This window comes from Streptomyces sp. NPDC044033, from assembly GCF_056434425.1.
Genome location: NZ_JBWKFF010000002.1, coordinates 621403 through 646085, shown reverse-complemented (window position 1 = coordinate 646085; position 24683 = coordinate 621403). Strand labels below are relative to the sequence as shown.

Annotated in this window: 20 protein-coding genes; 14 read left to right on the top strand and 6 right to left on the bottom strand. The window is 72.4% G+C overall.

Annotation, left to right across the window (positions count from 1 at the left end; genetic code table 11):
- The first annotated feature begins 229 nt into the window (after positions 1–229).
- Together AC07AB_RS06430 and AC07AB_RS06425 are read left to right on the top strand one after the other, a co-directional pair.
- The gene (locus tag AC07AB_RS06430) at positions 230–853 is read left to right on the top strand and encodes a TetR/AcrR family transcriptional regulator (protein WP_478560937.1); all 624 of its coding nucleotides are present in this window, start codon (positions 230–232) and stop codon (positions 851–853) included.
- Positions 854–1132: 279 nt separating this feature from the next.
- The gene (locus AC07AB_RS06425; RefSeq protein WP_478560934.1) at positions 1133–1717 is read left to right on the top strand and encodes a response regulator transcription factor; all 585 of its coding nucleotides are present in this window, start codon (positions 1133–1135) and stop codon (positions 1715–1717) included.
- 81 nt (positions 1718–1798) lie between these two features.
- Here the strand turns inward: AC07AB_RS06425 and AC07AB_RS06420 are convergent, their stop codons facing one another.
- Together AC07AB_RS06420 and AC07AB_RS06415 are read right to left on the bottom strand one after the other, a co-directional pair.
- Entirely contained in the window at positions 1799–3265 is a 1467-nt protein-coding gene (locus tag AC07AB_RS06420; protein WP_478560931.1) for an AMP-binding protein, read from the bottom strand.
- Positions 3265–4401 (bottom strand): acyl-CoA dehydrogenase family protein, encoded by a 1137-nt coding sequence (locus tag AC07AB_RS06415; RefSeq protein ID WP_478560928.1) that lies wholly within the window; start codon positions 4399–4401, stop codon positions 3265–3267. The genes AC07AB_RS06420 and AC07AB_RS06415 overlap by 1 nt, the downstream gene beginning before the upstream one ends.
- Positions 4402–4767: 366 nt before the next feature.
- Here AC07AB_RS06415 and AC07AB_RS06410 point away from each other — a divergent pair, with 366 nt between their 5' ends.
- The 6 genes from AC07AB_RS06410 (at position 4768) to AC07AB_RS06385 (ending at position 9913) form a co-directional block, all read left to right on the top strand.
- Positions 4768–6237 carry a cation:proton antiporter gene (locus tag AC07AB_RS06410; RefSeq protein ID WP_478560925.1) on the top strand — a complete coding sequence of 490 codons (1470 nt, stop codon included), beginning with the start codon at positions 4768–4770 and terminating at the stop codon, positions 6235–6237.
- Positions 6234–7091, top strand: coding sequence for a 4'-phosphopantetheinyl transferase family protein (locus tag AC07AB_RS06405; protein ID WP_478560923.1), 858 nt, complete (start codon positions 6234–6236; stop codon positions 7089–7091). Before AC07AB_RS06410 ends, AC07AB_RS06405 begins: the two co-directional genes overlap by 4 nt.
- Before the next feature lie 83 nt (positions 7092–7174).
- Complete coding sequence (locus tag AC07AB_RS06400) at positions 7175–7465, top strand: acyl carrier protein (protein ID WP_478560921.1); 291 nt, start codon at positions 7175–7177, stop codon at positions 7463–7465.
- A gap of 299 nt (positions 7466–7764) precedes the next feature.
- Positions 7765–8460 (top strand): TetR/AcrR family transcriptional regulator, encoded by a 696-nt coding sequence (locus AC07AB_RS06395; protein ID WP_478560918.1) that lies wholly within the window; start codon positions 7765–7767, stop codon positions 8458–8460.
- Complete coding sequence (locus AC07AB_RS06390) at positions 8444–9067, top strand: TetR/AcrR family transcriptional regulator (protein ID WP_478560915.1); 624 nt, start codon at positions 8444–8446, stop codon at positions 9065–9067. Before AC07AB_RS06395 ends, AC07AB_RS06390 begins: the two co-directional genes overlap by 17 nt.
- A gap of 63 nt (positions 9068–9130) precedes the next feature.
- On the top strand, positions 9131–9913 hold the full coding sequence (locus tag AC07AB_RS06385; RefSeq protein ID WP_478560913.1) for a thioesterase II family protein: 783 nt from the start codon (positions 9131–9133) through the stop codon (positions 9911–9913).
- 117 nt (positions 9914–10030) lie between these two features.
- Here the strand turns inward: AC07AB_RS06385 and AC07AB_RS06380 are convergent, their stop codons facing one another.
- Positions 10031–10930: a LysR family transcriptional regulator gene (locus AC07AB_RS06380; protein ID WP_478560910.1), complete on the bottom strand. Its 900-nt coding sequence runs from the start codon at positions 10928–10930 to the stop codon at positions 10031–10033.
- 134 nt (positions 10931–11064) lie between these two features.
- On the opposite strand from AC07AB_RS06380, the gene AC07AB_RS06375 reads away from it, so the two are divergent.
- Positions 11065–11484, top strand: a complete 420-nt coding sequence (locus tag AC07AB_RS06375; protein ID WP_478560907.1) for a nuclear transport factor 2 family protein — start codon at positions 11065–11067, stop codon at positions 11482–11484.
- 406 nt (positions 11485–11890) lie between these two features.
- Here AC07AB_RS06375 and AC07AB_RS06370 read toward each other — a convergent pair whose 3' ends face one another.
- Positions 11891–12475, bottom strand: a complete 585-nt coding sequence (locus AC07AB_RS06370) for a D-glycero-alpha-D-manno-heptose-1,7-bisphosphate 7-phosphatase (protein WP_478560904.1) — start codon at positions 12473–12475, stop codon at positions 11891–11893.
- A gap of 438 nt (positions 12476–12913) precedes the next feature.
- On the opposite strand from AC07AB_RS06370, the gene AC07AB_RS06365 reads away from it, so the two are divergent.
- Complete coding sequence (locus tag AC07AB_RS06365; protein ID WP_478560901.1) at positions 12914–14710, top strand: carbamoyltransferase family protein; 1797 nt, start codon at positions 12914–12916, stop codon at positions 14708–14710.
- 281 nt (positions 14711–14991) lie between these two features.
- Positions 14992–17736 (top strand): M4 family metallopeptidase, encoded by a 2745-nt coding sequence (locus AC07AB_RS06360; protein WP_478560898.1) that lies wholly within the window; start codon positions 14992–14994, stop codon positions 17734–17736.
- A gap of 59 nt (positions 17737–17795) precedes the next feature.
- On the opposite strand, the gene AC07AB_RS06355 is transcribed toward AC07AB_RS06360, so the two are convergent.
- Complete coding sequence (locus tag AC07AB_RS06355) at positions 17796–18959, bottom strand: FAD-dependent oxidoreductase (protein WP_478560895.1); 1164 nt, start codon at positions 18957–18959, stop codon at positions 17796–17798.
- Complete coding sequence (locus AC07AB_RS06350; protein WP_478560892.1) at positions 18956–19714, bottom strand: TetR/AcrR family transcriptional regulator; 759 nt, start codon at positions 19712–19714, stop codon at positions 18956–18958. The genes AC07AB_RS06355 and AC07AB_RS06350 overlap by 4 nt, the downstream gene beginning before the upstream one ends.
- A 344-nt stretch (positions 19715–20058) precedes the next feature.
- On the opposite strand from AC07AB_RS06350, the gene AC07AB_RS06345 reads away from it, so the two are divergent.
- The 3 genes from AC07AB_RS06345 to AC07AB_RS06335 all read left to right on the top strand — a co-directional run bounded on the left by AC07AB_RS06345 (position 20059) and on the right by AC07AB_RS06335 (position 24608).
- The gene (locus AC07AB_RS06345) at positions 20059–21633 is read left to right on the top strand and encodes a hydantoinase/oxoprolinase N-terminal domain-containing protein (RefSeq protein WP_478560889.1); all 1575 of its coding nucleotides are present in this window, start codon (positions 20059–20061) and stop codon (positions 21631–21633) included.
- Entirely contained in the window at positions 21626–22705 is a 1080-nt protein-coding gene (locus AC07AB_RS06340; RefSeq protein ID WP_478560887.1) for a DUF917 domain-containing protein, read from the top strand. Before AC07AB_RS06345 ends, AC07AB_RS06340 begins: the two co-directional genes overlap by 8 nt.
- Before the next feature lie 385 nt (positions 22706–23090).
- A complete protein-coding gene (locus AC07AB_RS06335) occupies positions 23091–24608 on the top strand; it encodes a GMC family oxidoreductase (protein WP_478560884.1) in 1518 nt (505 codons plus the stop codon).
- Positions 24609–24683: the final 75 nt, after the last annotated feature.

The window sequence follows — 24683 nt, the reverse complement described above, 5'->3', positions numbered from 1 at the left end:
TGGTCTTGCCTCGGGACCTGATCGGATCCTCCCCCCCCCCCCCCCCCCCCTCACCCCCCCCCCCCCCCCCTCCCCCCCCCCCCCCTCCCCCCCCCCCCCCCCCCCCCCCCGCTCCTGGCGGCCGTCGGTTGTTTCGGCGAGCCGTAAAGATTCGGAGAAATTCAGAAAGATTAAGAAATACCCGGCAAGTTTCTAAAAATATCGGAAGTTTCTGAAAGCAGGGGTGCTCGTGCGGGGACGCAGCGGCCGACGGCCCGGCAAGCCGGACACGCGCGGGGCGATACTGGCCGCCGCCCGCGCGATCTTCGCCGAGCGCGGCTACGACGGCGCGTCCATCCGCCACATCGCGGCGAGCGCAGGCGTCGACCCGGCCCTCGTCCACCACTACTTCGGCAACAAGGAAGACCTCTTCATGGAGGTCGTCAAGGCGCCCATCGAGCCCGCGGCCGTGATGGAGGAAATCTTCGCCGAGGGCATCGAGGCCGCCCCCGAGAACGTGGTGCGCGCCTTCCTCGGCGTATGCGAGGGGCCGGTGAGCGGCCCCGCCTTCCTCGGGCTGCTGCGCGGCGCGGTCGCCCATCAATGGCAGGCGCTGCTGCTGCGCGAGTTCTTCACCACCCAGATCGCCCGCCGGGTGGTGCGCCGCCTCGGGGCGGCCGTCGACCCGGCGGAGCTGCCGCTGCGGGCCTCGCTGGTTTCGAGCCAGCTGTTCGGCCTCGCGATGGCCCGGTACGTGCTGCGCATCCAGCCGCTGGCGGACGCGTCGCAGGAGGTCGTGGTCGCGGCGGTCGCGCCCAATATCCGCCGGCACATGATCGGCGCGCTGGACGCCGAGGACCGCGAAGCCGTCTGAAAGCGACTCTCCGGAATTGATCATTCCCGGTGGAACACGCGGCTCAATATTACGAGTCAGTATAATTTACCGGACCATGCGACACGGTTACTCATCCCCTGACGAAAGGTTCCCTTCCGTCCTTCGCTATGTTACCTTGACTAAGCGATGAGGCGCAGTACGGGGGTGCTTTACTGCATGCGCATATTAGTCGTCAGTGATAGAACGGTTATCAGGGCCGGTTACCGAATGCTCTTCGAGGGTAAATCGGATCTTGAGGTTTCCGGAGACGCCGGAGATATGTCGCAGATCGAAAGCAGTGTGGACAGTCTGCGACCCGATGTAGTCGTCATAGAATCCGAAACGAATTCGCTCGACGTGGCCGAGGTGATCCGGTTCCTCGGGGCGGCCGTCCCGAGCGCCCCGGCCCTGGTGCTGGTGGGCGAGTTCGATGACCAGGTGCAGCGCCTGCTGCGGGCCGGGGCCCGCGGGCTGCTGCTCAACCGCTCGTCCCCGGCCGAGATCGTGGCCGCGGTCCGGCTGGTCGCGGCCGGGTACTCGCTCCTCTTCCCCTGCCGCGGCAGGCGGCTCGTCGACTGGTCGGCTCCGGCCGACGGCGAGGAGAAGGAGTCCGGACGCGAGGGGCTGGGTCGGCTGACGCGCCGTGAGGTGGATGTGCTCCGGCTCATCGCGCGTGGCTGCAGCAATGCGGAGATCGCCGATGTGCTCTTCGTGAGCGAGAGCACGGTGAAGTCGCATGTGCAGCGCATGCTCGACAAGCTGGACCTGCGCAACCGCGTGCACGCGGTGATCTACGCGTACGAGATCGGCATGGTGCGTACGGCCGGATTGGCCGCCGGGATTCCGGTGGCCCCGGTGGGGTGAAAACGGGAGCCCGAATTATTGCGGCGGACTCTCGTGGACACCCCGGAATTTCCTGGATTCCCCGGGAAAGCAACCGGAAAATCATTGGCCCGGGGCGATGTCCCGGGCCATACGCACGCGGTCCTTCTTTCCGTTTCCGGTGCGGGGCAGCTCATCGACCACATGCAGCGCGTCCACGATCATGTAGGAGGGCAGCCGGCGCGCCGAGAATTCCTTGAGCGCGAGGAGCGAGACGGCCGAATCCGGCCCCCGCTTGGTGACCACCGCGTGCAGCGCCGCCTCCAGGCCGGACCCGACGACGATCACCGCCGCGTCCGCCACCCCCGGGTGGTCGCCGAGCACGCTCTCCACCTCGCCCAGCTCCACCCGCTGGCCGCGCACCTTCACCAGATGGTCGCGCCGGCCGGCGAACTCCAGATTCCCGCCGTCGCCGACCCGCACGATGTCGCCGGTCGGATACGGGCCGGAGTGCCGCTCCCGGCCCCAGTAGCCGAGCATCACCGTCGGCCCGGAGACCAGGAGCTCGTACTCGCCGTCCCGGTCCTGCGGCACCAGCGTCACCGAGTCGCCCGAACAGGCCGTCCCGATCGGCAGGGCCGCCGAACGCCGGGCCACATCCGCCGTCACCTCGTACGAGGTGCAGACATTGGTCTCCGTGGGCCCGTACCAGTTGAACATCCGCACCCCGGGCCACCGGGCGCGCAGCTCCCGCACCTGGGGCAGCGGGAACGGCTCGCCGGCGAAGAGGCAGACCCGCAGCGCGGGCGGCGGCGCCTCGTCGAAGAGCCCTCCCTTGGCCATCATCAGCGACAGCGCGGACGGCACCGAGTACCAGACCGTCAGCTCGTGCTCGCGCATGAAACGCACCAACTGTTCCGGAACGTAAGCCAGTTCACTGGATATCAGGTGGACCGACGCCCCGGCGTGGAACGCGGCGTAGAGGTCGAAGACCGAGAGATCGAAATTGAACGGGGCGTGGTTGGCGAGCCGGTCGGACGGCCCGAGCTCCAGCAGCTCACCGGCCCAGGCCACGAACGCGAGGGCGTTGCGGTGGCTCAGGCACACGCCCTTGGGCTCCCCGGTCGACCCCGAGGTGTAGAGGATGTAGGCCAGCTCGTCCGGGGAGCCGCCCGCTGCCGGCGGAACCGCGCCGTTCGCCTGCCCCAGCAGCTCCTCGAAGGTCACCAGCGGCCCCGCTTCCCACGGCGCGTCCGCGGCCCGCGCCGCCCCGCTCGTGTCCGTGACGGTCAGCGCCGCGCCGCAGCCCCGGCCGATCCGGGCCGCGCGGGAGGGCGGATTGGAGTCGGCCACCGGTACGTACACCGCGCCGAGCCGCAGACACCCCTGCATCAGCGCCACGGCCCGCGCGGTCTTCCCCGACCACAGCACCACCCGGTCCCCGGGCCGAACCCCCCTCGCGGCCAGCGCCGCGCCGCAGCGGTCGGCGAGCGCGTCCAGCTCGCCGTAGGTCAGACGCCCGTCGGGGCCGTGCACCGCGAGGGCCCCCGGGTCACGCCGGGCCGCGTCGATGACGAGCTGATGCAGCATCACAGCCCCAACTCCTTCGCCACCAGCTCCTTTTGAATCTCCGACGTGCCGGAGAAGAGGAGGCTCGGCACGGCATCGCGCAGCTCGGCCTCCACGCCGCACTCCGTGAGGAAGCCGCGCCCGCCGAAGATCCGCACCGCGTCCAGGGCGTTGGCGACCGCGCCCTCGGACGCGGCGAGCTTGGACAGCGCCACGGCCAGCCGGGCGGGGCGCCCCTGGTCCATCTCCCAGCAGGCGCGGTAGAGCAGCAGCCGGGCGCTCTCCAGCCGCATCGCCATGTCGACGATCCGGTGCGACACCGCCTGGAAGTCGGCCAGCATGCGGCCGAACTGCCGCCGTTCCCGGGCGTGTTCGGCGGACCGCTCGACCAGCCGGGCCATCATTCCGACATAGCCGGCGAAGAGGCAGGCCCGCTCCCAGCCCATCGAATGCTGGAAGACCGTCGCCCCCATACCGGGCGCGCCCAGCACCAGTTCCGCGGATACGGAGCAGTCGGTGAAGGTCACGGTGGACGCCGGGGTGGAGCGCAGGCCCATCTTGTCGAACGGCTCGCCCACCCGGACGCCGGGCGTGTCCGCGGCGACCGCGAAGGCCGTCTGCCCGAGGTGGCCCGCCTGCGGGTCGGTCGTCGCATAGGTGACGAACACATCGGCGACCGGTCCGTTGCTGACGAAGCTCTTACGGCCGTTCAGCACATACCCGCCGTCCACGGGGGTTGCCGTCACCCGGAGCCGGGAGACGTCGGAGCCCGCGCCGTCCTCGGTCATGGCGTTTCCCGCGATGACCTCGCCGAAGCACATACCGGGCAGCCAGCGGGACTTGAGGGCGTCCGAGCCGAACCGCTCCAGGGGGACGGCGCAGGCGAAGAGGTGCGCGCTCGCCGCGAAGACCAGCCCCGTATCGTCGCAGCCCTCGCCCAGCGCCTCGTACAGCCGCGCCGTGTCCAGCGCGCCCAGCCCCAGCCCGCCGTACTTGTCGGGCAGGCAGGCGCCGAGCAGCCCCAGGCGCCCCAGCGCCGCCCAGTCCGCCCGGCCGAACGGCTCCCGCGGCACCCGCCCGGCGGGGAAGGCCCCGCGGACGGACGCCAGCGTCCGCCGGTGCCGTCCCTCCTGATCAGCACTCCAGCCGAAATCCATGAGACTCCCCGTCGCGTGGTCGTTTGATGGGGCAGCACCGGTGGGGGACCGGTGGCCGGGGCTGACGGCGGGGCGCCCGGGCCGTCGGGCCGACGGTGCGGCGGGATGTGATCCCGGCGCCGGACCGATCCGCCCGCGGAGCGCCCGCGCGCTCCACCCCTACCCGCGCAAGGCTCCGTGTGACGCCCCGCCCGTCATCACCGTGCCATGGCGAACGGGCCAACCGCGGCCGGGCGGACGGTAATTCATCCCTTCTGCTGGAACTCCTCCTCCCGGTCCCCCCAACGGTGCTGAACGCCGGACGGCGGGTATCCCTCCCTTGGCCGATGGCGGTGGCGCCGGCGGCTCGGAAGAATCAGTGACTCCATGCACAGGCTGGACGCGCCGCGAGGGCGCACCGAGGCGGCTGGGGGAAAGATGGCGGCGGAGGGGCTTCCGACAGAGGCGATAGCCATGGCCGATGTGGCGATCGTGCTGCTCGCGGGCAGGCTGTTCGTCCGGCTGAGCAAGCGGGTCCGCCAGCCGCCGGTGGTGGCGGAGATCGCCATCGGCATCATGCTCGGACCCAGCCTGCTGGGCCTGCTGCCCGGCGACCTGCCCGGGCGGATCTTTCCCGCCGACGCCCGCCCGATGCTGTCCGCGGTGGCGCAGGTCGGGCTGCTCCTGTTCATGTTCCTGGCCGGCTGGGAGATGGACCTCGGCCGGCTGCGCGGTCGCGGCCGGTCCATCGGCGCCATGGCCGGAGCGTCCATGGCCGTGCCGTTCGTGCTCGGCGCCGGGGCGGCGGCGCTGCTCGCCGACCGGTACGCCGGAGCCGGGCGGAACACGACCGCCTTCGTCCTCTTCCTGAGCACGGCCTTCGCCATCACCGCCTTCCCGGTACTGGCCCGCATCATCACGGACAGCGGGCTCACCGGGACCCGGGTGGGCTCCATGGCGATGGCCTGCGCCGCGGTGGGGGACGTACTGGCCTGGTGCGTTCTGGTGCTCGTGGTCGCGGTCTCCGAAGCGGACGGGCCGGGGCACTTCTTCACCGTCGTCGGGCTCACCACGGCGTATGGACTGGCGATGGTCCTGGTCGTACGGCCGCTGCTGCGGCTGCTGCTCGCCCGGGCGCAGCGCGCCGCATCCGGAGCGAATCTGCTCGTCCTGATCGCCTCCGGCGTCTTCCTGTCCGCCTGGATGACCTCCTGGATCGGCATCCACGCCATCTTCGGCGCGTTCGCCTTCGGGCTGATCATGCCGCGCGCGGCCCGGGAGCTGCTGCACCGGCGGGTGGCGACGCCGCTGAGCGGGATCGTGACGCTGCTGCTGCCGGTCTTCTTCATCGTCACCGGGCTGTCCGTGGACGTGGGGCTGCTGGGCCTCGGGGGCCTGGCCTGGCTCGGGCTGATCCTGCTCGTGGCCGTGGTGGGCAAGTACGCCGGGACCGTGCTGCCCGCCCGGATGTCGGGGATGTCGTGGCGGGACGCCGGGGCGTTCGGCACGCTGATGAACACCCGTGGCCTCACCGAGATCGTCATTCTCTCCATCGGCCGCGAACTGGGCGTCATCGACCAGGAGATGTTCACCATGATGGTGCTCATGGCCCTGGTCACCACGGCCATGGCCGGGCCGCTGCTGCACCTGCTGGGGGTCACTCGGGCCCCGGCCCCGGTTCCGGCCCCGGCCTCGGTCCCGGCCTCGCAGGAGGAGGCGCACGGCGCGTACGGAGAGCCGTACGGCGAGACGCGGGACGGTGCGGGGGAGGGGACGCGGGACGGCGATCCCGGTCAGGGCGGGGCGCCGCCGGAGGGCGACGGCGGGCGGCCCGCGCCGGCGAAGGCCCGGCCGTGACCCGGTCGCGGCGGATGGCGGCGCGGGCGCTTCCGCAGCCGTCGCGGGTACAACCCCCGCCGCCGCGGCCGCCGTTACGGGCCCAGCCGAGCGATGTACGGGGGCTGCGGCTGTGGCACGGCACCGCCGCCCGGCCGTCGGCGGAGGACTGGGCGGTCCTCTCGCCGGAGGAGCGGCAGCGCGCCCACCGCTTCATGGGCCCCGCCGAGACCGGTCACTACGTCCACACCCACGCCCGCGTCCGGCGGATCATGGCGGGGCTGCTGGACTGCCGGCCCGACGCGATCCGGTTCGGCCGCGAGCCCTGTCCGGGCTGCGGCGACGGCGGGCACGGGCGCCCGCGGGTCGCCGCGCCGGCCACCGGCCTCCGCTTCAACCACTCGCGCAGCGAGGCGGCTTGGCTGCTGGCGGTCGCCCCCGGGGGCCAGCGGGTGGGCGCCGACATCGAACAGATCCGGCCACTCAGCGCGTTCCCGGGGCTCATCGACGGCTGCCTCGCCCCGGATGAAAGGGCCTATGTCGTCGGCGTGGCCGACCCGGTGCGCCGCCGATACCGCTTCTACCGCTGCTGGGTGCGGAAGGAGGCCGTACTGAAAGCGGTCGGCACCGGACTCGCCGGCGGACTCGCGGCGCTCGACGTACGGCCGTCCGAGACCGGCGCCGCGGTGGTCCGCGTCCACGGGCCCGGCGCCGGGCGCTTTCTCGTCCACGACGTCCCGCTGGGGCGCGGCGTGGCCGCGGCCGTCGCCGAGGAACTCACCGGCAGCCGCGGCGAGCTATTCGGCGACTCATCCGAAAGGACGGTTCCCGAATTCATCAACGGAGCCGATGAGATGGCCGGGCGTGCTGGCTAGGGTGAGGAGTGCGGGCATCGAGGTCCGCGCGGCAATCAACTTTTCACGCTCCTTGACGGATCGGATTCCCGGAGGTCATACGCATGCCGGAGAGCACCATCCCATACGGGTACGACGAGGTCATCGCCGAGCTGACGGGGTATGTGGAGGCGCGCTTCCTCCCCGAGGGGGAAACCGGTCTCCAGCCCGGCTCCCCGCTTCTGGAGTGGGGGATACTCACCTCGCTCACCACCGCGGAACTGATCTCTTTCATTCTCGACCGATATGGGATCTCCATTCCGCCGGAGAATATCGTCGGCGCCCACTTCAAGAATCTCGACGCCATCTCCCGGCTGGTGGTCTCGCTCCAGGGCGACCCCGCGGGCCGCGCCTGAGGGCCTGTGCCATCTCCCCGGCCGGGCGGCGGCGTCCGGACCGTACGGCGCGGCGGCCGGGCCGGGCGCGCACCGGCCGCCCGGGCGCGCACCGGCTGCCCGTATGCGCGAGGCCGCCCGTATGCGTGAGGCCGGCCGCCCGCAGACGTGAGAGAGCGGACCGGGGCCACGAGAGCTTTGGCCAGGACTCGTCGGCCCCGTCATCACATCCTCGTCCCGAGGGTGTCCCGGACCCGAAGGATCACCTACTGTATTAACTCACTGACAGATGAATTATGTCTCCCGGGGGTGGGTGCCACATGACCGGTCGGCCGACCAGAGATCGCATCCTGGACGCCGCGCGCGAAGAACTGGCGGCCCACGGCTACAACGGCACCTCGACCCGCAACGTGGCCAAACGGGCGCAGGTCGACATCCGGCTGCTCCACCACTACTTCGGATCCCGCAGCCGCCTGCTGCACACGGCCCTCCAGCCCGGCCGGCGCCCCGCCCGCCCCCAGGAGGAGCCCGAGCCGCAGCGTTCGCCGGACGGGGCGCGGTCCGGCGCTCCCGCCCCCGACACCGGCTCGGACGCGGCCTGGCTCACCGAGCGGCTGACCGCCCTGTGGGGGACCGACCCCCTCGCCCGGCGCGCCCTGGTCGCCTCCGCCATGACCGACGGCCCGACCGGGTACCGCCTGGCCTCCTTCGTCACCACCCTGCTGCGCGACCTCGAACCGGCCGCCGGCGCGGGCGGCGGCCGCGAGGTCTACGACCAGCCGGACGACGGGCCCTTGGGCGCCGGCCGGCCCGGCTACGACGAACTGAGCCGCGCGGTCGCCGCGGCCCAGCTGCTCGGGCTGGCGGTGCTGTGCGAGTCCGGGGCGCTGGAGCGGCTGGCCGTGGCGAGCGGCGAAGCGACCTGCCGGCTACAGGAGTTCAGCCTGGAGTCCCAGCTCGCCGCCGTACTCGCCGCCGTGTCCGCCGAAGGGGGGCTCGATGCCGTACGGGGGTGAGGCCGCCAAGTGGCCCCGGCGACCGGGCCCCCACGCCACCGCCAGCAGCGTGCTCATCCTGCGGGCCGCCCGCGAGGAGCTCGCGGACCACGGCTACGGCGGCAGCACCGTACGCGGCATCGCCGACCGCGCGGGCGTCAACACCAGCCTGGTCCACTACTACTACGGCTCCCGCGAAGGGGTGCTCACCGCCGCCCTGCGCGAGGCCGCCCGGCTGCTGACCTCCGGCCGGGACGCCCCCGGCGCACCCTCCGACGGCCGGGCCCGCACCGGGGCCGGACCGCTCCGCCGCGAACTGCCGCTGTGGGAGTCGCCGGAGTGGCGCAGCGCGGTGCTCGCCCTGATCCGCAGCTCCGTGACGCACGAGGAGGCGGGGCGCTATCTGGCCGACGTCGTACGCCGCGTGTCCCCCGACGCCGGAGGGCCCTGCCCGCATACCGTCATGATCGGCGCCCAGCTGATCGGTCTGATGGTCGTACGCCACATCACGCCCGTGGAGCCGCTGGCCTCCGCGGACCTGGACGGCCTGATCGCCCTGCTCGGGCCCGTGGCCGAGCGCCTCCTCGCCGGGCACGGCGAGTACCCGGCCCACCAGCCAGGCCCCTGACCAGCACGGCGCGTTTGCCCACCACAGCACAGTCGACCAGCACCGCCCACCGGAAGAGGTGCCATGACCGACCGGGGAACAGACGGGCTCGATACGGCGGTCGGCTCCGCCGCCGGCATACGGAGCCGACCCGCCCGGCCGCAGCTCTTCTGCCTCCCGCACGCCGGCGGCAGCGCCGCCGGCTTCGGCCCGTGGAAGCGCCGCGTCGCCGCACACGTCCGGGTGCGCCCCGTCGAGCTGCCCGGCCGGGGCGCCCGCTGGGAAGAGCCGCCGCCCGCCCGCCTCGCCGCCCTCGTCGCCGACCTCGCCGCGCGCGTCAGGGCCGAGGCCGACGGCCCGTACCTGCTCTACGGCCACAGCTTCGGCGCCCTGCTCGCCTACGAACTGGCCCACGCCCTCCGCCCCGGCCTCGGTGAACCGGCCGCCCTGCTGGTCTCCGGCCGCAACGGCCCCGGCGTCCCGCACCCGGCGCTCCCGCTCCACGCGCTGCCGAAGGACCGGCTGATCGAACAGCTGCGGGCGCTCGACGGGGTGCCGCTCGCCCTGGCCGACAGACCGGAACTGATCGAACCTTTCCTGCCCGTGCTGCGCGCCGACGCCAGACTCGCCGAGCTCTACCGGCGCGGCCGCCACCCGGTGCTGAGCTGCCCGGTCCGCGTGTTCGCCGGGGACCGCGACCCGCTGGCCGACCCGGCCGGACTGCGCAGATGGGCGGAGGAGACCACGGCCGGCTGCGAGGTCGAGACGGCGCCGGCGGGCCACATGCTGACGGGCCGTCCGGCGTTCCTGTCCTGGCTGGACCGGACCCTGAGCGGGCTCACGGCGGGCATCGCCGGGCCGGGCTGAGCGGGTTCCCGGCGCTCCGCACCTCACCTCGGCGGACTCCGGGGTTGGGGAACATCGGTACAGCCGTTGACGCCAAACAACGGAGCAGAACGAATTGAATGTCGTTGGGGAATAGGCTCAACGCAGTTCAGACGCCTGTTGTCTGAGGGCGGCGACAGCCGCGTCGGCTTCCGCTGAGCGCTGTTCGTTTGTCACGGCGAGGGTTGCGCGTCCCTGCCAGTGGCGGTCCTCGACCCGGACGATTCTCACGCCGGCTGGAGCGGAGGGGACCGCCATGCCCGGCAGCAGACAGACTCCGAGGCCCGCAGCCACCATTCCCAGGCGCGTGGACCATTCGCGCGCCTGATGGGTGACCGTTGGCCGAACGAGGGTGGGCCAGACGCCGTAGTACGGGGTGTCGCCGGTAGCGTTTTCGACGATCCAACTGTCGTGGCGCAGTTCGTCGGCCCTCACCGTGTGCCGGGTGGCCAATGGGTGATGCCGGGGTAGGGCGACGCGTAGATCGTCTTCAAGGAGTGTTTCCTGGCGCAGCCCGTCGAGGTCACGCTCCTGTGGCCCGGCGCACACGCCCACGACGGCAATGTCCAGACGGTGGGAACGTAGCTGCCGCAAAAGGCTGGGGGTTGAATCCTCCACGAAACCGACAGTCACATGGGGGTGTTCGTCCGCCAGCTGCGCGAGGGCACGGGGTGCCAGCGCTACAGCCGCGGCCGGGATGGCGCCGACTGTGACACAGCCTGTGATGTGTTGACTCAGTGCGCTGACCTCACGGACGGCGGCGTCGAGACCTGACAGCACGTCGGCCGCGTGCCGTGCGAACGCCACACCGGCCTGCGTGGGTACCACCCCGCGCGCCCTCCTCTCGAAAAGGGCCGCGCCCACGGCGGACTCGACAACTTTCACCTGCCGGGACACAGCCGATTGCGTGTAGCCGAGGGAAGCTGCTGCCTCGCTGAAGGACCCCGTCGCAGCGACTTCGCGCACCACCCGCAGCCCAACGAGAGTCACATCCGCCATAGCCTCACCCTACAGCCGAGGTATTCCCAAAAGGCATACCTGAAGTGTTCAATCATCATTTGTGCGCGTATCTGCGGTCATGCACGCTGGGTGGCACACGCTCGCCATCAACCACATGAAGTCGGAGACACGTAATGGACGACGTACAGAAGAGGGCAATCGTCGAACACTTTCTGGGCCTCTATGCCAAGGGCCGGTGGGGAGCGGCCGACAACACGGAAGCGCTGGAGGAGCTCCTGAACTGTCTCACTGATGACGTCGAATGGTGGATGAGCGGGGCTCCGGGTGACGGTTACGTCACCAAGGAGCAGTTCCGCGCCATGCTCAAGCCGCTCGACTCGGTCACGGGCGGCCCGCTGGTCATAACGCCGACCGCGTGGACCATCCAAGGTGCTCGGGTCGCCGTGGAGGCGTACTCGACAATGAAACTGAAGAACAGGCGCGATTACCGCAACCACTATCACTTCCTCTTCGAGATCAGTGGAGGAAAGATCAGCACATATCATGAGCACCACGACACGGCGCATGTGAACAGCACCATATGGGCGGGCTGACGCTTCATCACTCGGTGCGTCCGTCTGATCCGGCCGCCCCTACGGTGTGCCGACTCCTCGGTGCCGCCGCCCGGCTCGGCATGCTGCGACGCCTGGAAGGCGGAAGCGTCGACGCTCACGCGACCGCCGCCATGCACGCTGTCCGATTTGCGGCCACCATCCTGTGGCCGACCGTTCCGAACACCGCCGCCGCCCGGCTACCGCCACGACAGCGAACGCCTGCCCCAGCTCACCGCGAACTGGCGCGAGGCAGCACTGGAACTCGGCGAGTTCGCCCCTACCCCGACCACTCCGGCTGCGAAGCGCCCAGCACCGGCCGCTGAGCGCGGTGCGTGTGCGCCTGTACATGACCGTACGAGCACGGTGCTCCTGTGCACGCCCGTACGTCCGAGGCCACCTGCCCGGTTCAGGTGCGGGGCAGCGCGTACGGGCCCGCCGAGCCGACCAGCAGCGCGGCCGCGGCGCGGAGGTCGGGGACGCTGCCGAGGCAGCCGGGTGGGGGTGGCCGCGGCAGGGTGCCGCGGCCCGAGCGCACATGCAGTGACCGGCAGCCCGCCGCCGCGGCGGCCCGGAGGTCCGATTCGTGGTCCCCGATGAGCACCGTCTCGTGCGGGGCGGCGCCCGTGAGGCCGAGCGCGCGCAGCACCATGCCGGGCCGCGGCTTGCGGCACGCGCAGGCCGCCTCCGGGACATGGGGGCAGTACACGACGCGCGGGGGAGCGGCGCCGTGCGCGGTGAGGTCGCCGGTCATGCGGCCGTGGATGGCGTCGAGAGCGTCGAGGGTCATGAGTCCGCGGCCGATGGCGCTCTGATTGGTGATCACCGCCATCGGCAGTCCGGCCGCGGCCAGCAGCTCGTACCCGGTACGGGCGCCGGGCAGCCACTCCCAGTCCTTGAGCGACCGCACATACCCCGGCCGGTTGACGTTGAGCACGCCGTCCCGGTCCAGCAGTACGGCCTTGAGCACCGGTGCGCCGCCGGGCGTGGTCACTAGCCCCGGCCCTGTCCCGGCCGGACCGGGAACCCCGATCGACCCCGGAACCCCGATCGGACCCGGAATCCCGGCCGGGCGGGAATCACAGGGCGGACCGGGAATCGCGCGGAGCAGGCACCCGCACAAAAGGCTTGCTGGTCCGTCCGTAATTCTCTGCGGAAATAGGGCAAAGAATGCTCCCAGGCGATTCATATTGCGCTGGCCGGACGGGATTTCCATGCTTGACGCGCGTCGCTGAACGGCTATGATCCCACGGTTGATTGCCGTGGTCGCAATGGTGTGATCTTGAATTTCCGTGATCTTGGCCGAAGGTCAAAATAACAGTGCCCGAGGTGGCTGTCAATGACAGCAGAACGGCATCCGGGAAGATCGGTATCCAGGCGCGGTGAGAATCGGCCAACCGCTGCGGGGCGTAATGCGAGGGAGCGGGGAGCGATGTACATAATCGGCGTCAATACCGGACCCCATGACTCTTCGGCGTGCCTGCTGAAGGACGGGGAACTGATCGTGATGGTGGAGCAGGAGCGGCTGAGCAGGCGGAAGCGGGCATTCGACGAAGCGCCCAGGGAAGCCGTCGCCGCCTGCCTGCGAGCCGCGGACATCTCCCTGGCGGACGTGGCCGAGACCGCCGTGGGCTGGGACGTGCCCCTGCTCAGCGAGGTGGAGGGGGCGCCCTTCGACGCCGAACGGTTCCATGAGTGGCTGCTGCCGGAGGGCGCCGGGGAGCGGCCGCCCACGCGGTTCGTACCGCACCACCTGGCGCACGCCGCCAGCGCGCTGTGGACGAGCGGATTCGAGGACGCGGCGATCCTCGTGCTCGACGGCCGCGGCGAGTGCCGGTCCACCACCCTGGCCCGGGGCTCGGGCGGAAAGATCGAGGTCATCCGCGACTGGGACACCAGCCTGTCGCTCGGCAACTTCTATTCCATCGCCGCCCAATGGGCCGGATTCACCATGTGGGACGCCGGGAAACTGATGGGACTCGCCGCCTACGGACGTCCGGACCAGGGCGTGCCGCTGAGGGCCGAGGAGGACGACTACACCTTCCCCGGCGCGCCCGGCCCGCGCCGCCGGCCGGCCCAGCACTACGTACAACTGCATGACTTCCTGTACGAACACTTCGGGAAGAACAACTACCCCTACGCGGAGGGCGACCGGAACGAGCCGATGGCGTACGCGTCCTTCGCCGCGTCGGTGCAGTCGGCGCTTGAGGACGTCATGCTGGAGCTGGCCCGGTTCGCGCGGCGCCGCACCGGGGCCGACAGGCTGGTGCTGGCCGGTGGCGTGGCGCTGAACTGCGCGGCGAACGGACGGCTGCTGAGATCCGGGATCTTCTCCGACATCTATGTGCCGCCCGTGCCGCACGACGCCGGGGTCGGCCTGGGCGCGGCCCTCCTCGCGGACCGGGAGCTGAGCGGCCGGGGCGGCACCGGCCCCGCCCACCGCATGCGCCACGCCTACTGGGGGCCCGGCATCACGGCGGAGGACATCGCCTCCGCGATCCGCGACGCGGGTCTGTCCGCCATGTACCTGTCCACCGAGGACGTGATCGGCCGGACGGCGGCCCACCTCGCCGCGGGCCGGCTGGTGGCGTGGTGCTCGGGGCGCGGCGAGGTGGGGCAGCGGGCGCTCGGCGCGCGCAGCATCCTCTGCGACCCACGCCACCGGAGCGCGGTGGCGCGCCTCAACTCCGTCAAGGGCAGAGAGATCTGGCGGCCGCTCGCGCCGAGCGTCCTGGAGGAGTACTGGAGCGCCGTCTTCGAGACCGCCCCCTCCGCCCTCTGCGAATTCATGCTCGCCGCCGTCCCGGTCCGCGGCGCCGCCCAGCGCATGCTGGCCGCGGCCGTGCACGTGGACGGCACGGCCCGCCCGCACATCGTCCGCCGCTCGGTGAACGAGCGGTTCTGGTCCCTGATCGACGCGTTCCGCCGGCTGACGGGCGTGCCCGCCGTGCTCAACACCTCCTTCAACCTGGCCGACGAGCCCGTGGTGTTCAGCCCCGACGACGCCATCGCCACGTTCGTACGCAGCGACATCGAGGTGCTCGTCCTGGGGGACTGCCTCCTGGAGAAGCCCTCCCTCGCCGAGCCCGCGAGAGGCCGGGACGGACGCCGGTCCGCGCGGGGCGCGCGGACCGCGCGCAGTGCGATGGGCGAGGCGCGCGCGGGGACGCCGTTCCTGCCGTGGCAGGCGCTGTCGCGGCCCGAAGGGGAGCCGGGCGTCCGGCGGTAGACCCCGGCGGCCCGGCCGCCGCCGTTTGACAGCGGCCGGAAAACGCCGTCCGCACCCCTTTCTTCGTTTTCCCTCGTTCTTCCTCATTGCCGAGCCGGGCGTGGGCCGCTTGCATGGCTCTTCTTGTAGCCGGTGCCGCTGGCAGGCATGTGATGGAGGGGGACACCTTGCGCGAACGCGGAGCGCGTTTCGGCAGATCGAGGAGACACGGCGGAGGGAACAGACGCGGAAGACAGAGCGGTACGGGCGCGTCCGGAGCGCGGAGCGCCATAGCCGGTGCGGTGGCGCTGATCAGCGCCACCGCACTCGTCGTCTCGGCGGCGCCCGCCGACGCCGCGCCCGGCGGGCCCGCGAGCGGACCGGCCCCGGCCGGCCCCGGTGAGGTGATCCCCGGCAAGCGCACCGCCACCCCCGCGCTGGTCGAGGGCGTCCGAGAGCCGGCCAAGGGCACGGGGAGCGCCGTGGACGCGGCGCGTGGTCACCTCGCCGCCAACGAGAGCCGCTACCGCATCGCCGACCCGGGACGCGATCTGACGCCCGTACGGACGGTGGACTCCGGGACCGAGGAGACCGTACGGCTCCAGCAGCGGTACCGGGGTCTGGAGGTCCTGGGCGGCCAGTACGTGGTGCGGATGGAGCACAAGGGCCGCGAGCGGGTCGTCACCGGCGCCTCGGGCGCGTACTTCACCGGGCTGAGGACCGGCACCACCCCCGAGGTCGACGAGGCGCTCGCGGTCGAGCGGGCCGTCGACGCGACGACGGACCGGCTCAGGGCCGCCGGAGGGGCACGGGAGGAGGCGCGGCCGCTGGCCGGTACCGTGCGCGGGCTGGTCGTCCTGCCTACCGGCGCGGGCCTGCTCACCTGGCACGTGACCGTACGCGGTGTCCACCCCGGCACGGGCGAACCGGTGCTGCGGGAGGTCTACGTCGACGCGCGGGCCGGGTATCCGGTGCTCCAGTACAGCGGTATCAAGACGTTCGCGGCGTCCGCCGCTCCCGCTTCCCCCGCCCCGCACAGGGCCGCGGCCCGCGACGCGGAACAGGACCCCGCGGCGGTGGGCTCCGGCGTCAAGTACGACGGGAAGGCCGTCGAACTGCAGCTGACCCGGGACGAGGCGCGCCGGGAGTACGTGATGCGCGACCAGTCCCGTATGCGGAGCAGCAGCAAGAACCCGCTCTCCACCTGGGACGCCCGCGGCAAGGACGTCGGCGACGTCTCCGGCACCTGGCCGCCGGACATCAAGGAGTTCGGCTCACCGACCCCCGCCTACGGCGGCGACGCGACCGAGGCGGGCGCGGTCGACGCGCACTGGGCGGCCGGCAAGGTCTACGACTACTACCGGCAGATGCACGGCCGGGACAGCCTCGACGGCCGCGGCGGCACCATCAACTCCCTTGTCGGCGTCACCCAGTTCGGCCTCCCGTACGCCAACGCGTTCTGGGACGGCGCCAAGATGGTGTACGGCGGCGGCGACGCCGAGTTCCGCGCGCTCTCCGCCGGCCTGGACGTCGTCGGGCACGAGATGACGCACGGCGTCGTCGAGAACAGCGCGAACCTCGTCTACGCGGGGCAGTCCGGCGCCATGAACGAGGCGATCGCCGACTACTTCGGCAACGCCATCAAGACCGACGCCTACGGCATCTCCATGGACAGCCCCGACGCCGGCCTGCTCGGCGAGTCGCTGTGCCGGACCAAGCCCCCGCGCGAGTGCGCCATCCGCGACCTCAACGACGGGCGGACCGCCGCCACGTCCTTCCTCGGCGTCTCCATGTCCACCGACAATGGCGGCGTCCACCTCAACTCCACCATCTTCTCGGGCGCGTTGTGGGAAATGCGCGAGGACATCGGCCGGACGCTCGCCGACCGCATCGTCTACAAGGCGCTCACCGCGTACATGGCTCCGCTGGACGGCTTCACCGAGGGCCGCAACGCGGTGCTCGCCGCCGCCCGCGACCTCAAGGTGTCCGGAAAGGAGCTGAAGGCCGTCGAACGGTCCTTCAACGCCCATGGCATCGTGCCGGGTTGGGAGCTCGCCACGGGCGTCGACTCCGACCGGCTGCTGGGCGACGTCAACACGGATGGCGTCAAGGTGGGTGCCGGGGGCGGCTGGTGGGCCACCTCCAAGTCCGACGAGAGCGGCGCCGAGCCGTACTCCGTGTGGGCCGGGCGCGCGGACGGCGTCGGCACGCCCCAGCGGATCAGCCCCAACGACGGCCGGTACCACGTGCATCCCGCCACCGACGGCAAGACCGTGGTGTGGCTGGCGTACAACCGCAGGACCGTGGACCTCCTCGCGCGGCCGGTCGCGGGCGGGCCCGTCAAGAAGCTGTGGTCGGGCCGGCGGGTGGGGCCCGAGCTCCAGATCGAGGGCGATGTGATCGTCCTTGAGTCGCGGACGCAGGCGTCCCGGCCGCGCGTGGAGTATCTGCGGCTCAGCGACCCGACCGCCGTGGACGTGACCGACGAGGTGGGCGTGGACTCCGCCTTCCCGTCGATTGGCGACGGCCGGATCGCGTACTCCACGATCCACCGCTCCGGCGGGACCCGCACATACGGGACCGAGGTGCTCGACCTCAGGACGGGCGTACGGACCCGGATGCAGCAGCTCGGGACGCCCGCGGGCATCGGGCAGACCGCGATCAACAGCAGCCATGTCTTCTGGCTGACCCACGAGGCGGGGGAGGGCCGGTCGGCGGCCGTGCGCCGCGCCGGCCTGGACGGCACGGGGGCGGTGGACCTCACCCCCGGCAAGGGCCCGGGCGCGCTCCAGGCCATCGACCTCATCGCCTCGCGGGACGCGGTGACCGTCGCCACCTGGACGCCGGCCCCCGAGTACCGCAACGAGGCGCTGCCCAAGCTGTGGCAGTTCTCGGCGGACGGCAAGCGGAAGGGCCGGGTCTCCTGCAACCGCGGTGAGCAGATGTGGGCCGGCACGCCGGGCGGCCGGCAGGTGGTGTGGACCGACTCCACCACCGGGCACAGCGACGTGGTGACCCGCACCCGCTCGGCGGGCGACTGCGGCTGACCCGCCGACTCCCGCCTGTGGCCGGGGAGTTCGGTCGGACCCGAGTGCCTGACGTCCTGTCAGGCGCTCAGGTCGGCGGCCCTTTCGCTGTAATGGTCCATCAGCTCGACGAGCCCCTTCGGCGCGTCCGCGCGGAAGCAGATGTCGAGGCTGGCCGCGGACTCGGCCGCCGCGGTCTCGCTGCGCGGGAAGAGGGCCTGTTCGTACGAGGCCAGCGCACTCTCCGCGTCACCGGGGTGCGCCACGATGGCGGCGGCCAGTTCGGCGCCGTCGAGCATCGCGAGGTTCGCGCCCTCGCCGGCGAACGGGGACATCAGGTGGGCCGCGTCGCCGAGCAGCGTCACACCGGGCGTACGCGCCCAGCTGTGCCCGACCGGCAGGGCGTGGATCGGCCGGTAGACGAGCGGGCCGTCGCTGTCGGCGACCAGCGCCCGCAGCCGCTCGTCCCAGTCGGCGAAGGGTTCCAGCACGCGCGCCTTCGCCGCCTCGGGGTCGTCGCCCGTATCGGCGAGGAGCGAGGCGGCCCAGTCCTCGGGGGACTTCAGCGCGCAGTACGTGTGCAGCGCGCCGTCGCCCTCGCGGTGGGCGAGGAAGCCCTTCTCCTCGCCGAGTGCGAACAGCATGCCGCCGCCGACGAGGGCCGCGCTACGGGGGTGCCGGGCGTCGGCATCGGGCAGATGGGCTTCGACGAAGGAGAGGCCGGTGTAGGCGGGGGCGGCGTCCGAGACCAGCGGACGCACCTTCGACCAGGCGCCGTCGGCGCCGATCAGCAGGTCGGTGGTGAACGCGGTGCCGTCGGCGAGCGTCACCTCGTGGCGTCCGCCGCCGAGGGGACGGGCGCCGGTGACTTTGGATCCCCAGCGGACCGCCTCATCGGGCAGGGCGGTGAGCAGCAGGTCGCGCAGCGCGCCCCGGTTCACCTCGGGACGGTTGGAGTCGTCGCCGCCGTCCTCCCGGTGGACGGCGGCGTCCTTGTCGAGGATGCGCATGGCCTCGCCGCCGGGGTGGACGAGCGCGCGGAACTCGTCGTAGAGGCCGGCCGCGCGCAGGGCGGCCTGGCCGGACTCCTCGTGCATGTCCAGCATGCCGCCCTGGTGCCGGACGGTCGGTGAGGCGTCGAGTTCGAGCACGGTCGCCTCGACCCCGTTCAGGTGCAGTACCCGGCTGAGGGTGAGGCCGCCGAGGCCGCCGCCGACCACGGTGATGGGCTGGTGCGTCGTCATTTCCGGTGTCCTTCCGTGGGGGCCGGTGCCGGCCGGTGGCCTTCCGCCCGCTCGGCGTCGGACCTCGGGGTGTGCAGCGTTCCGTTGATCAGCAGGCGAAAGCCCCAGGCGAGGCGGTCCGGTCCGGTCCCGGAGAGCAGCTCGGTGCCCAGGGCGGCGAGGTGCGGACGCGTCTGCTCGGAGGCGTTCCGCAGCGCCGTGGCGATCGCGTCCCACTCGCCCTTCGCGGCGGTGGCCTTGTTCCCGGCGGCCTTCCCGCCGGCGTGCTCGGCCGCGGTCGCGGTTCCGTGCTGGAGCAGCAGATCCACCGCCCACGCCGCCCGCCCCGCCGGGACGCCGCCCTCGCTCAGCAGCGAGAGCAGCGCCTCCAGCAGGTCGAGGTAGTGCGTACCGGACGGCCGGGCCACCAGCGCCGACTGAGCCAGGCCGGGGTTCTCGAACAGCACCGCCGTATACGAGGTGAGGGCCCGCACCAGCCGGTCGCGCCAGTCGCCGGGCGCCCCGGCCGGGGTCAGGTCGACCGCGCCGAGGAGTTCGTCGAGGACGGCCGCGTGCAGTTCGGCGGTGTTGCGGACGTACACGTAGAGCGAGGCGGGGCCGGTGTCGAGCTCCTGCGCCAGGCGGCGCATGGTGACCCGGCTGAGCCCTTCGGCGCGCATGAGCTCGACCGCTGTCGCGACTATGCCCTCGCGGCTGAGGGCGGGCTTGGCGGGCCGTTCGCGGCGGCTGCGCCGGTCGCCGGTGTGCGCTGTCATGTCCGCAACCCTAACGAACATGTTCGTAACGAACAAGTTCGTTGCTGGTGGGAGCCGCCAGGGGCCATGTGGGGGTGTGGCCGGCAGACGCACCGGGACGCCTTCGTACGCTGTTCGTACGCGCGAGGGCGCCGGAGTGCCCGCCGGCCTCGCGCGACCCGTGCCCGCCTCGTACCGTCCGTCCGCCCCATACCGTCCGCCCCGCTCGTCCCGTCCGTCCGCCCTCCGGCGGCAGGCCGGCCCGCAGCTCAACGAAAGACGTCCGCACGACAGCCCCCACCAGCACCTCAACGAAAGACGCCCGTACGACAGCCCCCACCAGCACCTCAACGAAAGACACCACCATGCGCATCGGTATCGACGTCGGAGGAACCAACACCGACGCCGCCCTGCTCGGGGACGACGACCGGGTGCTCGCGGCCGCCAAGTCGCCGACGACGCAGGACATCACGTCCGGCGTCACGGCGGCCGTCCGCGACCTCGATCCGCCCGTCGAGTCCATCACCGCCGTGATGATCGGCACCACGCACTTCCTCAACGCGCTCATCGAGGGCGCCCGGCTCGCCCCCGTCGCGGCCGTACGGCTCGGCCTGCCCGCCACGGCCGCGCTGCCGCCCATGACGGACTGGCCGGACCGGCAGCGCGCGGCGGTCGGCGGGCACGGCTACCTCTGCCACGGCGGCCGGGAGTACGACGGGCGGCCGCTGTCGCCGCTGGACCCGGACGAGCTGAAGCGGACCGCGGGCGACATCGCGGCCCGAGGGATCACCTCCGTCGCGATCTCGTCCGTGTTCTCGCCCGTCGCCGAGGAGGACGAGCGGCGCGCCGCGGAGATCCTGCGCGGCGAACTGGGCGACGACGTGCACTTCTCGCTCTCCCACGAACTGGGCCGCATCGGACTGCTCGCACGCGAGAACGCCACGATCATCAACGCCGCCCTGCGCGACCTCGCCACCGTCATCGTGCGGTCCTTCGGCGAGGCCCTCGCCAAGGTGTCGATCACCGCGCCGTTCTACCTGTCGCAGAACGACGGGACGCTGATGGACGTGGACTTCGCCCGTACCTACCCGGTGGCGACCTTCGCGTCCGGACCCACCAACTCCATGCGCGGCGCGGCCTTCCTGTCCGGGCTCGGGGACTGCGCCGTCGTCGACGTGGGCGGCACCACGGCCGACGTCGGCATCCTCGCCGGAGGCTTCCCGCGCGAGGCGGCCGGGGAGAGCGAGGCCGCCGGAATCCGCACCAACTTCCGCATCCCCGACGTCCTCTCCCTCGGCATCGGCGGCGGCTCCCACGTCTCCGCCGACGGGGAGACCGGACCGCGGTCCGTCGGCTACCGGCTCACCGACGACGCCCTGGTCTTCGGCGGCGCCACCCTGACGGCGACCGACCTCGCGGTCGCCGCGGGCCGTGCCGACATCGGCGACCGGAGCCGAGTCGCCCACCTGAGCCCGGAGTTCACCGAGCGCGCCCTCGCGCGGATCGCCGAGCGGCTGGCGGAGAGCGTCGACCGGATGCGCACCTCGGCCGCGCCGCTGCCGGTCGTCGCCGTCGGCGGCGGCTCCATCCTCGTGCCCGGGACCCTGCCCGGCTTCGACGACGTGCGCCGCCCCGGCCACTTCGGCGTGGCGAACGCGGTCGGCGCCGCCATCGCGCAGGTCGGCGGCGAGGTCGACCGCGTCTTCCGGGTACCCGAAGGCCGCCGCGAGGCGGTGCTCGCCGAGGCCCGCGAGGAGGCCACCGGCCGGGCCGAGGAAGCGGGCGCCCGGCACGGCAGCGTACGGATCGTGGACATCGAGGAGGTACCGCTCGCGTACCTGCCGGGCGGCGCGACGCGGATCCGCGTCAAGGCCGTCGGCGACCTCGACCTCAACCGGCTCGGCACCCAGCGGCACGACGGAGCGACCCCCCATGCGTGAGATCACCCTCGACATCCTCGACGACATCGCCCGCGGCGCCGGAATCCTCGGCACCGGAGGCGGCGGCGACCCGTACATCGGCAAGCTGCTGGCCCGCGAGGCCATCCGCGAGCACGGGCCCGTGCCCGTCGTCCCCATCGACGAGGTGCCGGCCGACGCGACCGTCATCCCCGTCGCCGGGATGGGCGCCCCCACCGTGCTCCTGGAACGGGTTCCCAACGGAGCCGAGGAACTGACCGCGCTGCGCGCCCTGGAGAAGCACATAGGCCGCCCCGCCACCCACATCGCGCCCATCGAGGTGGGCGGCGTCAACTCGATGCTGCCCATCGCCTGCGCCGCCGCGGCGGGGCTGCCGATCGTCGACGGCGACGCGATGGGGCGCGCCTTCCCCGAGTTGCAGATGGTGCTGCCCGGCCTCATGGGCGTCGCCAACTCGCCGATGGCGCTCGCCGACGACAAGGGCAACACCGTCATCGTGGAGGCCGTCGACAACCACGCCGCCGAGCGCATCGCGCGCGCCGTGTGCGTGGAGCTCGGCTGCCAGGTCTCCTGCGTGGACACGGTGCTGCGCGGCGACCAGCTGGCCGACGGCCTCGTACCGGCGACGCTGACCCTGGCCGGACACCTCGGCGCGGCGGTGCGCGAGGCGCGGGCCGCGCACACCGACCCGGTGGCCGCGGCCCGCGCCATGCTCGCCGGCATCCCCCTGCTGACCGGCAAGGTCGTCGACGTCGGCCGGCGCACCGAGGGCGGCTTCGCGCGCGGCCGGGCCCGGATCGAGGGCATCGGCGACGACGCGGGCCGGGTGCTCGAACTCGACTTCCAGAACGAGCACCTGCTGGCCACCCGGGACGGGGTGACCGTCGCGACGACGCCGGACCTGATCTGCGTCCTGGACAGCGAGACGGGCTCACCGGTCACGACCGAAGGGCTCCGCTACGGGCTGCGCGTGAGCGTCCTGGCGGCGCGCTGCGACCCGCGGTGGATCTCTCCGGGCGGCCTCGCGCTCACCGGGCCGCGCTACTTCGGCTATGAGGTGGACTACCTGCCGTTCGGGTCGGTGGGCGGGTGAGTGAGGCGGCGCCGGGCGGCTGATCCGGTGGATGCGGCGGCGGGCGGCTGACCGCGCACAGCGGCCGCGGCCCGCGCGTCCGCCGGGCGCCATGGCCCTCCCGTACGCGCACCTGGCACGCGGCGGTCGGTGCGGCAGTCGGCGCGGGTGGGCGGCGAGGATGGGCGGCACGACGGCCGGCGCGGCTCTCGCCGGGGCACTCGACGTGACGCTCGACGCGGGGTGAAGCCGACCATCGGCACGATTCAAGCCAAATTCGTCAACTTCGCCTGTTCCGGCGGCCGGTACCGCAGTACTCCGAAACAATCGACGCGTTTCATGCGGTCGTCATGACGGTCATGACCGTCGCGAGCAGCACGACGAACACCGTGAACGGGGGGCAGCGATGTCCGAGGAGTACGACTACATCGTCGTCGGAGCAGGTTCGGCCGGCTGCGTGGTCGCCGCGCGGCTGTCCGAGGACCCGGACCGTACGGTGCTGCTGCTGGAGACGGGACCGGCGGACACCAAGCCGGAGCTCGCGACGCCGTCCGCCTGGCCCGGCCTGGGCGGCACGGAGGTCGACCACGCCTACACCACGGTGCCGCAGCCGGGCATGGGCGGTGCGGCGCACCCGTATCCGCGCGGCAGGACGCTGGGTGGGTGCAGCGCCATCAATGCCATGGTGTTCCTGCGCGGCCACCGCGAGGACTTCGACCGCTGGGCGGCGGCCGGCTGTACGGGGTGGGGGTACGACGCGCTCCTTCCCTACTTCCGGCGGATGGAGACCGTGGCGGGCGGGGACCCCAAGTACCGCGGTGACAGCGGACCGATGCGGCCCGCACCGGCGAGCGACGGCAACCCGCTGTCACAGGTCTTCGTCGACGCCGCGGTGGCCGCCGGCCACCCGGCGACCGACGACTTCAACGGCGCCCGCCAAGAGGGGGCGGGCTGGCACGACCTGAACATCGTCGACGGCCGTCGGCAGAGCGTCGCGAGCGGCTATCTGCACCCGGTCCGGGCCCGGCGCCCCAATCTGACCGTCTCGACCGACTCCCTCGCGCGGCGCCTGCTCCTCGACCGAGACCGGTGCACGGGCGTCGAGTTCCTGCGCCGCGGCGAGACGGTGACCGCGCACGCGCGCGCCGAGGTGATCGTGAGCGCCGGTTCCATCGACACCCCTCGGCTGCTCCTGCTGTCCGGCATCGGCCCCGCCGACGAACTGCGCGGGACGGGCGTCCCCGTCCGCCACGACCTGCCCGGCGTCGGCCGCAACCTGCACGACCACCTCCTGTGCGGCCTCGTGCACGAAGCGGCCCGGCCCATCCCCGCGGGCCGCGCCAACCTCGCGGAGACCTCGCTGCTCTGGCGCAGCGACGCGGCCCTGCCGGGCCCCGATATGCAGCTGATGTTCATGCACGTGCCGCTGCTCCCGCCGACGGTACGGGCCCCCGCGAACGGCTTCACCATGTGCGTGTCCACGGTGCCCCAGAGCCGTGGCTCGGTGCGCCTCGCCGATGCGGACCCCGGCACCCCGCCGCTGTTCGACCCGGCCTACCTCGGCGTCGAACCGGACGTCCGGCGCATGCTTCACGGCATCGCCATGGCGCGGGAGACCGTCGCGCAGAGTCCGTTCGCCCGCTGGTGCGAGCGCGAGGTGTACCCCGGCCCGGACGTCGCCGACGAGCCGTCGCTGCGCGCCTTCCTGGCCGAGGCCACCGGGCCGTACTTCCACGCCGCGGGCACCTGCGCGATGGGCACGGGCGCCGACGCGGTGGTCGCCGCGGATCTGCGGGTGCGCGGTCTCGCCGGGCTGCGGGTGGCCGACGCGTCGGTGATGCCGACGATCGTCTCCGTCAACACCAACGCCACCGCCATCATGATCGGGGAGAAGGCGGCCGACCTGATCCGCGGGGCCGGATAGCCTTGAGACCACGCGCCTCCGCGCCCCTTTCCGTCCGGCGCCGGGCGTACGGACCGGCCGGGGACATCGGCGGCG